Source organism: Dactylosporangium aurantiacum (genome assembly GCF_000716715.1).
GTDB lineage: Bacteria > Actinomycetota > Actinomycetes > Mycobacteriales > Micromonosporaceae > Dactylosporangium > Dactylosporangium aurantiacum.
In genome coordinates this window covers 99186-110857 of the sequence record NZ_JNYJ01000021.1, presented here as the reverse complement: position 1 = coordinate 110857, position 11672 = coordinate 99186, and the positions used below count along the sequence as shown (strand labels likewise).

Genomic DNA, 11672 nt, shown 5'->3' with positions numbered 1-11672 from the left:
GGCAATGTATGTCGTTGACGCTGCTGACGTACAACATCCTGACGGGCGCGAACCACGGCCGGCTGGACGCCGTGTGCGCGGTCGTCGATGCCGCGGGGCCCGACGTCGCGGCGGTGCAGGAGCTGCGCGGCGACCCACCCCTCGCGCGGCGCACGGGGATGCGGCTGCACGTGGCGCCGCCGCACACCGGGCAGCCGGTCGGCCTGCTGGTCGCGCCGCACCTGCGCGTCCTGCGGCGGGGCACGGTGCCGGGGCCGTTCCATCACGGCGCGGCGTGGGTGGAGGTGGCGACCGAGGCGGGACCGCTGACCCTGGTCAGCGTGCACCTGTTCCCGTACTGGGGGCTGGTCCGCCTGTACGAGGCCCGGCGGTTGGCGGCGTTCGCGGCGCGCCGCGAACGGGTGGTGCTGATGGGGGACTTCAACTCCCTCGACCCGTGGACACCCTACGGCGAGGTGCGGCGGCGGCACCGGCGCTGGTTCGGCCGGGGCGGCCCGGACACGCGGGCGATGGCGCTGCTGGCCGGCCGCGGCCTGGTCGACGTGTTCCACCGGGTCGGCACGGGGCCGGGCTGGACGGTGCCGACCGCGCTCGGCGGTGCGGAGTTCACCCGCTCGCGGCTGGACTACGTCCTCGCGTCACCGGCCGTGGCCGGCGACTTCACGGCGTGCCGCGTCCTGGACGGCGCCGCGACTGCGTCCGCGTCAGACCATTTTCCGGTGGTGGCGACACTCGCAACGCCGGACCCCGAGGGTCGATCTGCTCCCTGACCGGCGCCGGCCGGCGGTGCCCGCCGAGCGGCGGGTTGGCCACCCAGCGGATCATGGGACCCTGCCCGGGGGCCGGCAGCCAGCCCAGGAACCGGGCCCAGAGCTGGTCGGCGCCGAGCTGGCGCAGGTCCTCGGCGGCGTCGGCGACCCGCAGCGCCATCATGGTGCGCAGCGCGGCGGGGCTGTCGCCGTGGTCCGCGAGGAGCTGCTGCTGCTTCGCCGCGCACGGCCACGGCTCGCGACATCCCGTGCACAGCCACGTCGGCCGGGCCGGGATGTGCGCGATTGTCACCCCAGGCTCCCGGGCCGGGCGAGCTCGAGGCGTCGCAGCGCGTACACGAGCACCGAGTTGCGGGCCGAGACGTACTGGTCGCACGGCCACGGTTGGTGGCAGTCGCGGCACTGCTCGGCACGGTGGAGTTTCGCGGCCAGCCAGCTCTTCGGCCGTGGCTGATGGCGGCGGCGCTGGCGGACGAGCTCTTTGAGGTCCATCGCGGGGGATCCTTGTCAGGTCGCCGATGTGGGGTGGGTGGGCTTGCTGAGGCGCAGCGATGCGTGCAGGACGTGCTGATGCGTCACCAGGTGGTGGCGGCGGCGCTGGGTGTGGTGCTTGGCGCGGTACATGGCGGCGTCGGCCCGGTGCACCGCATCGGCGAGGTGCGCCCCGGGCTCGACCGGGACGAGCCCGACCGACGTGCTGACCGACACCACCTGACCGCAGAGCCGCATCGGCGCGGCCAGCTGGTCGGCGAGGCCGGCGGCCTGCTCGTCGGGCTCCCCGTCACGCCCGGCGATGAGGCCGGCGAACTCGTCGCCGCCGAGCCTGGCCACCACGCCACGCCCCGCGCACGCGGAGAAGCGGCGCGCGATGGTCACCAGGACCTCGTCGCCGGCGGAGTGGCCGTAGACGTCGTTGATCTGTTTGAACCCGTCGACGTCGAGCACGACGGCGACCAGGGGGTACGCGTGCGGGTCGGCGACGAGCTCGGCGCCGCGCTGGTAGAAGGCGCGCCGGTTGGGAAGGCCGGTCAACGCGTCGTGGCTGGCGGCGTGGCGCTCCGCGGTGAGCTGCCGCTGCAGCTGGGCCACCCGCCGCTGCTGGATCCACGCCGCGCACGCTCCAGCCGCCGCGGCCGCGCCGGCCAGGAAGGCGAGAGGGTCCATGTGCGCGTCCTCCAAGATCGCAGCTGGGGAAGCCACCCGATCATTTGGGAGCGAACGTCCGGTTTCGGTCACAAATTGTGAGCGTCCCCGCACATTCGCACATGCGCTAGCATGCGCGTTATCGGCTGCATACGCAAGAGCCGATGCACGTGCAGACGCCGATTCTCGGCAAACTTTCAACTACATGTTGCAGAGAGATGCCCATGGAGCAGACGTACAACGGGATGCCGGCCGGCGACCTGCCGGGCGTGCCCTGGCAGAAGAGCAGCCGCAGCAACCCGAGCGGCAACTGTGTCGAGCTGGCCCCCCTGCCGGGCGGGGCCGGGTTCGCGATGCGCAACTCGCGCGACCCGGAGGGTCCCGCGCTCATCTACACCTACGACGAGATCGCGGCCTTCATCGCCGGGGCCCGGGACGGCGACTTCGACAACCTGCTGCAGCCCGACCACTGAGGGCGTGGGCTCGCTTGCAGCGATACCGCCGGATCGACGCGAGCCCACTCCCGCTTACTGTCGGCTCATGGCATGCTTACTCCGGCTCGCGCTGGCACGACGGAGGCATGTCCAGGAACTCGGAGGCAGTAGGTGACGACCGGAACCCCTGAAGGCGGCGCGTCCGGAGGCCCCACGGTCCTCCGGATGCTGCTGGGCGCCCACCTGCGCCGGCTCCGCGAGGCGCAGGGCGTGACCCGTGAGGACGCGGGTTGGGAGATCCGCTCGTCCGAATCGAAGATCAGCCGCATGGAGCTCGGCCGCGTCGGCTTCAAGGAGCGTGACGTCGCCGACCTGCTCACCCTGTACGGCCTGGACGACGAAGAGGAACGCTCGCGGCTGCTCGCCCTGGCCCGCGACGCGAACAACCCGGGCTGGTGGCACCGCTTCGGCGACGTGCTGCCCAACTGGTTCCAGTCCTACCTGGGCCTGGAGGCCGCCGCGGCGCTCATCCGCACCTACGAGGTGCAGTTCGTGCCCGGCCTGCTGCAGACCAAGGAGTACGCGCGCGCCGTCGTCCTGCTCGGCCACGGCCGCGCCAAGGCCGACGAGATCGACCGCCGGGTCGAGCTGCGCATGGCCCGCCAGCAGGTGCTGACCCGCGCCGACGCGCCGAAGCTGTGGGTCGTCGTCGACGAGGCGGCGCTGCGCCGGCCGATCGGCGGCATCGACATCATGCGCGGCCAGGTCGACGCCCTCCTGGAGGCCAACACGCTGCCCAACGTGCGGCTGCAGGTCATCCCGTTCAACGCGGGCGGCCACGCCGCGGCCGGCGGTGCGTTCACCATCCTGCGCTTCCCCGACCAGGACCTGCCCGACGTCGTGTACATCGAGCAGCTCACCAGCGCGCTGTACCTCGACAAGCGCGACGACGTCGACCTGTACGCCGAGGCCATGGAACGGCTGTGCGTCGAGGCCCGGCCGCCGACGGACACCCAGAAGGTCCTCGAGGAGATCCGGCGCGACCTGGAGTCTTGACGTCGCCGCACCGAGGTCCCTCTGGACCTGAGACCGTGCCGTAGTTTCGGTCGTATGGGATCTTTGTCAGGAACTGTCGCACTCGTCACCGGCGCGTCCAGCGGCATCGGTGAGGCCGCCGCCCTGTCGCTGGCCGCCCGCGGCGCCGCCGTCGCGCTCGCCGCCCGCCGCGCCGACCGGCTGGACGCGCTCGCCGACCGCATCCGTGCCGGCGGCGGGGTCGCCCTCGCCGTCGAGGCCGACGTCACCGACCGGGCCGAGGCGGCGGCCGCGGTCCAGCGGACCGTGGCCGAGCTCGGGCGCCTCGACACCCTCGTCAACAACGCCGGCGTCATGCTGCTCGGACCCGTCGTCGACGCGCCGGTCGAGGAGTGGCAGCGCATGATCTCCGTCAACGTCATGGGGCTCATGTACTGCGCCCACGCCGCGCTGCCGCACCTGCTCGCCGCCGCGGCCGACGGCCCGCGCAAGGTCGCCGACATGGTCAACGTCAGCTCCGTCGCCGGCCGGGTCGCCCGCAACGGCAGCGGCGTCTACAACGCGACCAAGCACGCCGTCGGTGCCTTCAGCGAGGCGCTCCGGCAGGAGGTCACCGGCCGGTACGTGCGCGTGTCGCTGGTCGAGCCGGGCGCCGTGGAGACCGAGCTCGCCGGCCACAACCGCCCCGAGATCCTCGACACGATCCGGCAGCGCTTCGCCGACATGGAACGCCTCCAGGCCGACGACATCGCCGACACGATCACGTACATCGTCACCCGCCCGCGGCACGTCGCGGTCAACGAGCTCCTGGTGCGACCTACGCAACAACAGGCCTGAATGGGTTTGCCGCCCTCCCTGGCGGGCACGAGACGGTGGAACGCGCAAGTCAAGAGTTCGGAGGAACGAATGAGTGGCGTGACCGAAACCATCGACGTCCACGTGCCCGTGCGCACCGCATACAACCAGTGGACCCAGTTCGAGTCGTTCCCGCAGTTCATGAGCGGCGTCGAATCGATCCGTCAGGTCGACGACCGGCGCACGCACTGGGTGACGAAGGTCGGCGGTGTCCGGCGCGAGTTCGACGCCGAGATCACCGAGCAGCACCCGGACGAGCGGATCGCCTGGAAGAGCGTCGGCGGCGACACCAAGCACGCCGGCGTCGTCACCTTCCACCGCCTCGGCGACCAGGACACCCGGGTCACCGTCCAGCTCGACTGGCAGCCCTCGGGCGTCGTGGAGAAGGCCGGCGCCGCCGTCGGCGTCGACGACATGCAGGTGAAGGCGGACACGAAGCGCTTCAAGGAGTACATCGAGGAGCGCGGCACCGAGTCCGGCCAGTGGCGCGGCGACATCCAGCGCCCCGGCCTGTAAATCTTCCCTCGTTCCCGGAACGCCGCCTCCTCGCGCGGGAGGCGGCGTTCCCGCGTTTCCAGGAGGTCTTCCATGACGCTGCGCGCGCTCGTGCTGAGCTGCTCCCTGCGGAGGTCCCCGTCCCCGTCCAGCTCCGAGCTGCTGGGCCGGGAGGTCCTCACCGTCCTCGCCGACCACGACGTCGACGGCACCGTCATCCGCGTCGCCGACCACGACGTGCACTTCGGCGTCTCCGCCGACGAGGGCCCCGGCGACGCCTGGCCCGCCATCCGCGCCCGGCTGCTCGACGCCCACATCCTCGTCATGGCCACCCCGATCTGGATGGGCCAGCCGTCGTCGGTCTGCAAGATGGTCCTCGAGCGCCTCGACGCCGAGCTCACCACCGGCACCATGCGCGGCAAGGTCGCCACGGTCGCCGTGGTCGGCAACGAGGACGGCGCCCACCACGTCACCGCCGAGGTCCTGCAGGCCCTCAACGACGTCGGCTTCACCATCCCCGCCGCCGCGTCCACGTACTGGGTCGGCGAGGCCATGGGCAAGGTCGACTACAAGGACGCCGGCCCGAAGCCCGACACGACGGCCGCCGCGACGCTGACGCTGGCCGCGAACGCCGCCCACCTGGCCCGGCTGCTCGCATCCTCGCCGTACCAGTGAGCCCGGTCCGCCGGGCGCTGGTCCGTGGCGGTCGATCGGGGGCCGGCCGGCGCCGGCCCCCGGGACTGGCCGGTGCGGGTCAGCGCAGGGCGTGTTCGATGCGGTCCAGCGCGTCGTTGCGCGGGGTCGCGCGGTCCAGCAGGTTGGACTGGTCGGCGGCGAGGATGCCGGCGAGCACCGGGGTTTCCGCCTTCTCGATCTCGCGGTCCGCGGCCTCGGCGGCGGCCTGGGCGATCAGCGCCGCCTGCCGGCCCGGGAGGGCCTGCCACGTCGGCAGCAGCGTGTGGTTGAGGGCGTCGTCGTACCACGGGGGCACGGTGGGCGGGGGCAGCTCGCCCGACCGCCAGCGGTGCACCAGGGTCTGCGCCCAGCGGTCCCAGAACGCGAGCTGGGCAAGGACCGTCGCGACGGTCCAGCTGGGGGTGACCGGGCGGTCGAAATCGTCGTCGGCGAGGGAGTCGATGAGGGTGGTCAGGCGTTGCCGCGCGGCGGCGTTCTCGTCCAGGGGTACACGTTCCACCTGCTCAACGGTAAGTCCGGCGGTGCCGGTCCGCACGGCGAGCAGCGGGGGAGTGTGACGGCCGATTTCCGCCAGCGTCGGCGGCCGGGGTGGGTGAGGATCAGGGGCATGTTCACCGTGAGTGCGATCGACCCCGGCATCCTGGAAGCGGTGCGGGGCAAGGGAACCGACGTATCCGGCAACCCTGTCGAGCGGTCCGCCGCCGCCGGTGGGGAGCCGTTGCGGTGCTGCCTGCGCGACGCGGTCGAGGGGGAGGCGCTGATCCTGTTCGGGTACGAACCGGTGCTGCCGCCGAGCCCGTACCGTGAGATCGGCGCCGTCTTCGCGCACGCCGAGCGGTGCGCCGGGCCGGCGGGGACCGGCTACCCGGAGCAGTGGCGGGGGCGGCCGCAGGTGCTGCGGGCCTACGACGCGCGGGGCTGGATCCACCCGGCGACGCGGGTGCACGACGGCTCCGATCCCGAGGGGGCCTTGGCGTCGGTACTGCGGGAGCCGGCGGTCGTGCGCGTCGACTCCCGCAACGTCGCGTACGGCTGCTACATGTTCACCGTGACCCGCTGAGCAGGAACGCGGTGAGGGCCGTGCGGTTCGGCAGGCCGAGTTTGGCCAGGATGTGCCGCACGTGGGTTTCGACGGTGCGTTCGCTGACCACCAGCCGGGCGGCGATGTCGCGGTTGCTGAGGGCCGCCGCGACCAGGGCGGCGATCTCGCGTTCCCGGGCGGTGAGCGGGTCGTCGAGCAGCGCGGCGGCGGCCCGCACGGCGCCGGGCATGTCGAGCCGCCGGGCCTCCGCGGCCGCCCGGCCCGCCAGACCACCGGTACCGGCGCCGCCTGCGGACCGCAGGGTGGCGAGGTCGAGCCAGGTGTGCACGAGCCACGGCCGGGCGTCGAGGCGGGTGTTGCCCCGCACCGCCCGCTCCAGGGCGGCCACGGCCTCCTCGTGCCTGCCGAGCAGCGCCGCCAGCCGGCCGATGGTGCGGTCGGCGGCGCCGCCGCAGAAGCTGTCGGCATTGCCGGGGAAGCCGCCGGAGCCGGCCCACGGCCGCCACAGCGGCAGCGCCCAGGCGGCGGCCTCCGCGTCCTGGAGCAGCAGCGCCAGCTCGGTCAGGTGCTGCAGCACGCCGAGCCACCGCACGCCGCGCGGCGGTTCGCGCAGCAGGTGGCGCAGGCGTTCGTACCGCGCGAGCGCCTCATCCCGGTGACCGGCCTGGTGCCATGCCAGGGCGGCGGCGGCCACCGCGATCGGCAGCCCGGGGTACGCGCCCAGCCGCTCCTCCCACCCGTCGCGCAGCTCGCGGGGGTCGCCGCGGACCAGGGCGAGCAGCCCGGCGAAGACGTCGGTGACCACCATGGCGAGGTCGTCGCCGAGCGTGCCGGCGATGCGGTGCGCCTCGGCGGAGGCGGCCCGCGCGGCGGTGAAGCGGCCGGCCAGCGCGGCCCGGGCGGCGTCGGCGCGCCGGGCGTGCCACGCGGCGACGGGCGCCCGCGCGGCGTCGGCGAGGTCGTGCAGCCGGGTGATGCCGTCGTCGACGCCGCGCAGATCCTGCTGCTGGTACCGCACGTCGATGCGCCACAGCTCGCCCCGGACCGCCGGCCGGAGCTGCCCGCACCGCAGCGCCGTGGCCACGGTGAGGTCGGCGAGGCGGAGACGCTCGTCGGTGTCGCCGGCCCGGTCGAGGTGCCACATGCGGGCGCGGGCCGCGTCCAGCAGCGCACCCGGGTCGCCGCCGGCCTCGGCGGCGGCCAGGGCCGCCACACCGTCGGCAGGGTCACCCTGGTCACCCTCGGCCCGCAACCCGGCCCGCCGCGCCAGCAACCGCGCCCGCAGCACCGCCGCCCCGCCGGCGGCGGGAGCGCCGGGCGGGAACCGGGTCAATGCGCGATCGCACAGCAGCACCAGCCGCGCCACGACATCCGGATCGCCCGCGCCGGGCAGGACCAGCGCCGCCTCGGCGAGCAGGTCGGCCCGGTCACACGCCGTGGCCAGGTCCGCCGCCTCGACGCACAGCGCCGCCGCCGCCCGGGGCCGCCCGGCCAGGACCTCCGCGCCGGCGGAGGCGAGCAGCGCCCCGATCCGCGCGACCGGCCCGAGCGGCACCGCACCCCGGACCCCGGCCAGCACGCGCAGGGTCTCGGCCAGCGGCGCGGGGTGCCGCCCGCCCGCGCCGTCGTACGTCACGACCAGCAGCACCCCCGCGGACGCCGCCGTCCGGCCGAGGTGCCGCAGCACGGCGAGGGTCTCCGCGGACGCGTGCTGGACGTCCTCGACGACCACGGTCCGGTGCGCCGCCGCCAACGCCTCCGCCAACGCCACCGCCCCGGCGAAGCCGCTGCCCGGGACGCCGGCCGCCGGCAGCAGCCGGGTGAGCGGCCACAGCGGCGGCGCGTCGGTGTCCGGCGGGCAGTGCGTCCACCCGACCCCGGCCACCCCGTCCAGCGCGGCGTGCACCACGCGCGGCGCCGCGGTGACGACCGCGACCGCCCCGGTGCCGACCGCCGCCCGCAAAGCCGCCGCGTCCGCCGCGTCCGCCGTCGCCGAGGGTTCCATCGCATGTGCGTACCACGGATACGTGCTGGCGCTGACGACCGTACCCGGGAAAACCGCCACGCTCGGTGCATGCAACTCGACGATTACACCGGTCACGACGCCGTCGGGCTCGCCGCGCTCATCCGTGCCGGGGAGGTCACCGCGGCCGAGGTGGCGGCCGTCGCGCGGGAGGCGATCGCCCGGGCCGACGAGGTCGTGCACGGGCTGGCGTATCCCGTGTTCGCCGAGCCGCTCGCGTACGACCCCGGCGGCCCCCTCGCCGGGGTGCCGTTCCTGATCAAGGACGTGCCGATGGCGCGGGGCGTGCCGTTCTCCGTGGGCAGCCAGGCGGTGCCCGACGTGCGCGCCGCGCACGACAGCGACCTGATGGCCCGGTTCCGCGCGGCGGGGCTCGCCACGTTCGGCAGCACCAGCATGTGCGAGCTCGGGCTGAGCTTCGCCACGGAGCCGGTGCGCACCGGCCCGGTCCGCAACCCGTTCGACCCGGCACGGGGTGCCGGCGGGTCCAGCGGTGGCGCGGCGGCGCTCGTCGCGGCCGGTGCGGTGCCGGTGGCGCACGCCAACGACGGCGCCGGCTCGATCCGCGTGCCGGCGTCGTGCTGCGGCCTGGTGGGGTTGAAGCCGAGCCGGGGGCGGGTGCCGTGCGGCCCCGACACGGGCGAGGGCGCGTTCGGCCTGGCCTACGAGTTCGCGCTGACCCGCACCGTCCGCGACGCGGCGCACCTGCTCGACGCGGTGCACGGGCCGGCGGCCGGCGACAAGTACACGGCGCCGCCGCCGCGCCGGCCGTACCGTGCCGAGCTGACGGCCGACCCGGGTCGGCTGCGGGTGGCGCTGAGCACGCGGGCGTGGTCGGGTGCCCCGGTCGACCCGCAGGTGGCGGCGGCGACGCGGCGCGCCGGGCTGCTGCTGGAGCGGCTCGGGCACCTGGTCGAGCCGGGGAGCCCGGCCGTCGACTGGGAGGACGTCCTCGCCGGAGTCCGCGGTCAGCTCGTCGCCAACGCCGCCCCGCTGCTGATGGCGCCGAGGCCACCGGACCCGGCGAAGCTGGAGGCGGTGACCCGGCGCGTCCTGGAGGAGGTGCGGGCCGCGTCGGCGATGGACCTGGTACGCGCGTTCGCCGCGCACAACCGGGTGAGCCGCGCGGTGGGGCGGTTCCTGCGGACCGTGGACGTGCTCGTCACACCGACGCTCGCGCGGCCGCCCGCGCCGCACGGCACGCTCGACTACGACAACGACGCGCACACCGTCGACGGCTGGCTGCGCAAGCTCTTCGACTACGGCCCGTTCACCGCCGTGTTCAACATCAGCGGGCAGCCCGCGGTCAGCCTGCCGCTGGGCCGCACCGACGACGGCCTGCCGATCGGGGTGCAGCTGGTCGCCGGGTACGGCCGGGAGGACCTCCTCATCGCCCTCGCCGCCGCCCTCGAACCCGAGTTCATCACTAACTCGACCGGATTTATAGGGAAATCACCCCGAAACATTGACGGGCGTACAGATGCCGTGATCTGATCCCGACCCAGAGGATTTCTCACATTCGATGGGATCGAGGAAACCGCCGTGTCCGTGTTCCGTCGTACCGCCCTGGCGGTGGCCGGCGTGCTGGCCGCCACCAGTGCGGCGGTCGCGCCCGCGCTGCCCGCCGCGGCCGCCCTGCCGACCGCCGCCGTCGCCATCGGCGACAGCTTCATCAGCGGCGAAGGCGCCGGCAGCTACCAGCCGGTCGTCGACGCCAGCGGCGTCGCCCAGTCGTTCCCCGGCTGGTCCGCCCCCAACAGCAACGCCTTCTTCTGCCACCGCTCGGCCAACGCGTCGCTGAACCAGGCGACGCTGCCCGGCATCCAGGCCCGCTTCAACCTGGCGTGCTCCGGCGGCCGCCCGCACGACATCGCGAACCCGTCCGGCGCCCGCGACAAGGGCCGCACCGTCGCCGCGCAGCTCGACCAGCTCCGCGCCGTCGCGCAGACCCACGACATCGACCTGGTCCTGGTCGGCCTCGGCTCCAACAACAGCTCGTTCACCTTCGGCGACGTCGCGGAGAAGTGCGCGAACCGCTTCATCGCCGACGCGTGGACCGGCTGGTGGGAGTTCTGGGCGTACCTCAACGGCCCGGTCGAGCAGGAGCCGTGCACCGCCGCCGACCTCGCCACCGCGGCCCAGGTGTCGGCCGCGACCGCCGAGACGATCGCGGCGGTGCGGCAGCTGCTGGCGACCCTCGACCAGATCGACGCCGACGGCCAGCACCGGGTCGTGTTCCAGGACTACACCAACCCGCTGCCGTTCGACCTCGAGCAGAGCTACTGGGAGGAGGACGGCCGGCAGGACGACCGGGACAAGTTCCGCGACCTCGGCGCCGAGCGGTACGCCGCCGGCTGCCCGATCCACCGGGCCAGCCTCGCCCCCGGTCACGGCTTCTCGCAGAGCCTCGGCACGATCGTGCGCTCCACCCGCGACACCCTCGCCGCCGAGTTCCCCGGCGACGACCTGGTCTACCTGAACGTCCAGCACGCGTTCGACGGCGCCCGGCTGTGCGAGCGCGCCGGCAGCCCGGCGGGCGCCCTCGCCACCCCGATCCGCCTGCAGGACGGCCCGTCCGGCGTGTTCGTGACCAGCCTCGCCGGCAAGGACAAGATCGACATCCAGCGGATCGCGAACACCTGCGTGTCGTACTTCCAGACCTGCCAGGAGTCGTGGCACCCCAACGCCGCCGGCCACGCCGTCCTCGGCAAGTGCCTGACCGGCGCCGCGACCACCGCGGCCCGCACCGTCACCTGCACCCGCCAGGCCGACGGCACCATCGTCACCGCCTGACCGCCCCGCCGTACGGCTGCCGCCCCCGGAGTAGCACGCCCCCGGGGGCGGCGCCGTCTGTCAGGCGGGCGTCGGGGGTGTCAGGCGGGTGGCGGGGTGTGTCAGCGTTCGGGGATCAGCGGGGCGCGCCCGGCGCGGCCCCGCGCCGCCTCGACCGGCGCCTCGATCCACAGCCGGTGGCGCGGCGCCGTGCCGGTCACGACGAGGCCGGTCTCGGCGCCGGAGGAGAACTCGCCGCCGCCGAGCGCGACCGCGCCCGGGACCGCCGCCCCGGACGACGGGGCCGGCAGGATCGCCAGGGCCCCGGCGGGGGAATCGACCGCCCCGGCGTCCACGGCCGCGGCGTCGAGCGGACCGGCCACGTACCGCAGGAACGCCGGGTCGTC

Annotated in this window: 14 protein-coding genes; 9 read left to right on the top strand and 5 right to left on the bottom strand. The window is 74.4% G+C overall.

Annotated elements, in window-relative coordinates:
• Positions 1-14 precede the first annotated feature (14 nt).
• Entirely contained in the window at positions 15-770 is a 756-nt protein-coding gene (locus OP18_RS23325) for an endonuclease/exonuclease/phosphatase family protein (protein WP_245635502.1), read from the top strand.
• 288 nt (positions 771-1058) lie between these two features.
• Here OP18_RS23325 and OP18_RS23320 read toward each other — a convergent pair whose 3' ends face one another.
• Together OP18_RS23320 and OP18_RS23315 are read right to left on the bottom strand one after the other, a co-directional pair.
• Entirely contained in the window at positions 1059-1262 is a 204-nt protein-coding gene (locus OP18_RS23320; RefSeq protein ID WP_033361121.1) for a hypothetical protein, read from the bottom strand.
• A 15-nt stretch (positions 1263-1277) separates the two neighbouring features.
• Positions 1278-1934, bottom strand: a complete 657-nt coding sequence (locus tag OP18_RS23315; RefSeq protein ID WP_063745565.1) for a GGDEF domain-containing protein — start codon at positions 1932-1934, stop codon at positions 1278-1280.
• 203 nt (positions 1935-2137) lie between these two features.
• On the opposite strand from OP18_RS23315, the gene OP18_RS23310 reads away from it, so the two are divergent.
• The 5 genes from OP18_RS23310 to OP18_RS23290 all read left to right on the top strand — a co-directional run bounded on the left by OP18_RS23310 (position 2138) and on the right by OP18_RS23290 (position 5407).
• Positions 2138-2386: a DUF397 domain-containing protein gene (locus tag OP18_RS23310; protein ID WP_033361120.1), complete on the top strand. Its 249-nt coding sequence runs from the start codon at positions 2138-2140 to the stop codon at positions 2384-2386.
• Between the two features lie 132 nt (positions 2387-2518).
• Complete coding sequence (locus tag OP18_RS23305; protein WP_033361119.1) at positions 2519-3403, top strand: helix-turn-helix domain-containing protein; 885 nt, start codon at positions 2519-2521, stop codon at positions 3401-3403.
• 54 nt (positions 3404-3457) lie between these two features.
• The gene (locus OP18_RS23300) at positions 3458-4219 is read left to right on the top strand and encodes an SDR family NAD(P)-dependent oxidoreductase (RefSeq protein WP_033361118.1); all 762 of its coding nucleotides are present in this window, start codon (positions 3458-3460) and stop codon (positions 4217-4219) included.
• A 69-nt stretch (positions 4220-4288) separates the two neighbouring features.
• The gene (locus OP18_RS23295; RefSeq protein ID WP_033361117.1) at positions 4289-4753 is read left to right on the top strand and encodes an SRPBCC family protein; all 465 of its coding nucleotides are present in this window, start codon (positions 4289-4291) and stop codon (positions 4751-4753) included.
• 72 nt (positions 4754-4825) lie between these two features.
• On the top strand, positions 4826-5407 hold the full coding sequence (locus tag OP18_RS23290; RefSeq protein WP_033361116.1) for a flavodoxin family protein: 582 nt from the start codon (positions 4826-4828) through the stop codon (positions 5405-5407).
• A 79-nt stretch (positions 5408-5486) separates the two neighbouring features.
• Here the strand turns inward: OP18_RS23290 and OP18_RS23285 are convergent, their stop codons facing one another.
• Positions 5487-5927 (bottom strand): maleylpyruvate isomerase N-terminal domain-containing protein, encoded by a 441-nt coding sequence (locus OP18_RS23285; RefSeq protein ID WP_033361115.1) that lies wholly within the window; start codon positions 5925-5927, stop codon positions 5487-5489.
• Between the two features lie 108 nt (positions 5928-6035).
• Here OP18_RS23285 and OP18_RS23280 point away from each other — a divergent pair, with 108 nt between their 5' ends.
• The gene (locus OP18_RS23280) at positions 6036-6488 is read left to right on the top strand and encodes a DUF1203 domain-containing protein (protein WP_033361114.1); all 453 of its coding nucleotides are present in this window, start codon (positions 6036-6038) and stop codon (positions 6486-6488) included.
• On the opposite strand, the gene OP18_RS23275 is transcribed toward OP18_RS23280, so the two are convergent.
• Positions 6472-8475, bottom strand: coding sequence for a helix-turn-helix domain-containing protein (locus OP18_RS23275; RefSeq protein ID WP_052387179.1), 2004 nt, complete (start codon positions 8473-8475; stop codon positions 6472-6474). The genes OP18_RS23280 and OP18_RS23275 overlap by 17 nt on opposite strands.
• Positions 8476-8544: 69 nt before the next feature.
• On the opposite strand from OP18_RS23275, the gene OP18_RS23270 reads away from it, so the two are divergent.
• Together OP18_RS23270 and OP18_RS23265 are read left to right on the top strand one after the other, a co-directional pair.
• Positions 8545-9987, top strand: coding sequence for an amidase (locus OP18_RS23270; RefSeq protein WP_063745564.1), 1443 nt, complete (start codon positions 8545-8547; stop codon positions 9985-9987).
• A 48-nt stretch (positions 9988-10035) separates the two neighbouring features.
• The gene (locus tag OP18_RS23265; protein WP_033361113.1) at positions 10036-11286 is read left to right on the top strand and encodes an SGNH/GDSL hydrolase family protein; all 1251 of its coding nucleotides are present in this window, start codon (positions 10036-10038) and stop codon (positions 11284-11286) included.
• Between the two features lie 101 nt (positions 11287-11387).
• Here OP18_RS23265 and OP18_RS23260 read toward each other — a convergent pair whose 3' ends face one another.
• Complete coding sequence (locus tag OP18_RS23260) at positions 11388-11648, bottom strand: hypothetical protein (RefSeq protein ID WP_033361112.1); 261 nt, start codon at positions 11646-11648, stop codon at positions 11388-11390.
• Positions 11649-11672: the final 24 nt, after the last annotated feature.

Coding starts and splice junctions, on each gene's coding strand:
- OP18_RS23320 (WP_033361121.1), bottom strand. CDS start 1,262: ATGGACCTCAAAGAGCTCGTCCGCCAGCGCCGCCGCCATCAGCCACGG.
- OP18_RS23315 (WP_063745565.1), bottom strand. CDS start 1,934: ATGGACCCTCTCGCCTTCCTGGCCGGCGCGGCCGCGGCGGCTGGAGCG.
- OP18_RS23310 (WP_033361120.1), top strand. CDS start 2,138: ATGGAGCAGACGTACAACGGGATGCCGGCCGGCGACCTGCCGGGCGTG.
- OP18_RS23300 (WP_033361118.1), top strand. CDS start 3,458: ATGGGATCTTTGTCAGGAACTGTCGCACTCGTCACCGGCGCGTCCAGC.
- OP18_RS23295 (WP_033361117.1), top strand. CDS start 4,289: ATGAGTGGCGTGACCGAAACCATCGACGTCCACGTGCCCGTGCGCACC.
- OP18_RS23290 (WP_033361116.1), top strand. CDS start 4,826: ATGACGCTGCGCGCGCTCGTGCTGAGCTGCTCCCTGCGGAGGTCCCCG.
- OP18_RS23280 (WP_033361114.1), top strand. CDS start 6,036: ATGTTCACCGTGAGTGCGATCGACCCCGGCATCCTGGAAGCGGTGCGG.
- OP18_RS23275 (WP_052387179.1), bottom strand. CDS start 8,475: ATGGAACCCTCGGCGACGGCGGACGCGGCGGACGCGGCGGCTTTGCGG.
- OP18_RS23270 (WP_063745564.1), top strand. CDS start 8,545: ATGCAACTCGACGATTACACCGGTCACGACGCCGTCGGGCTCGCCGCG.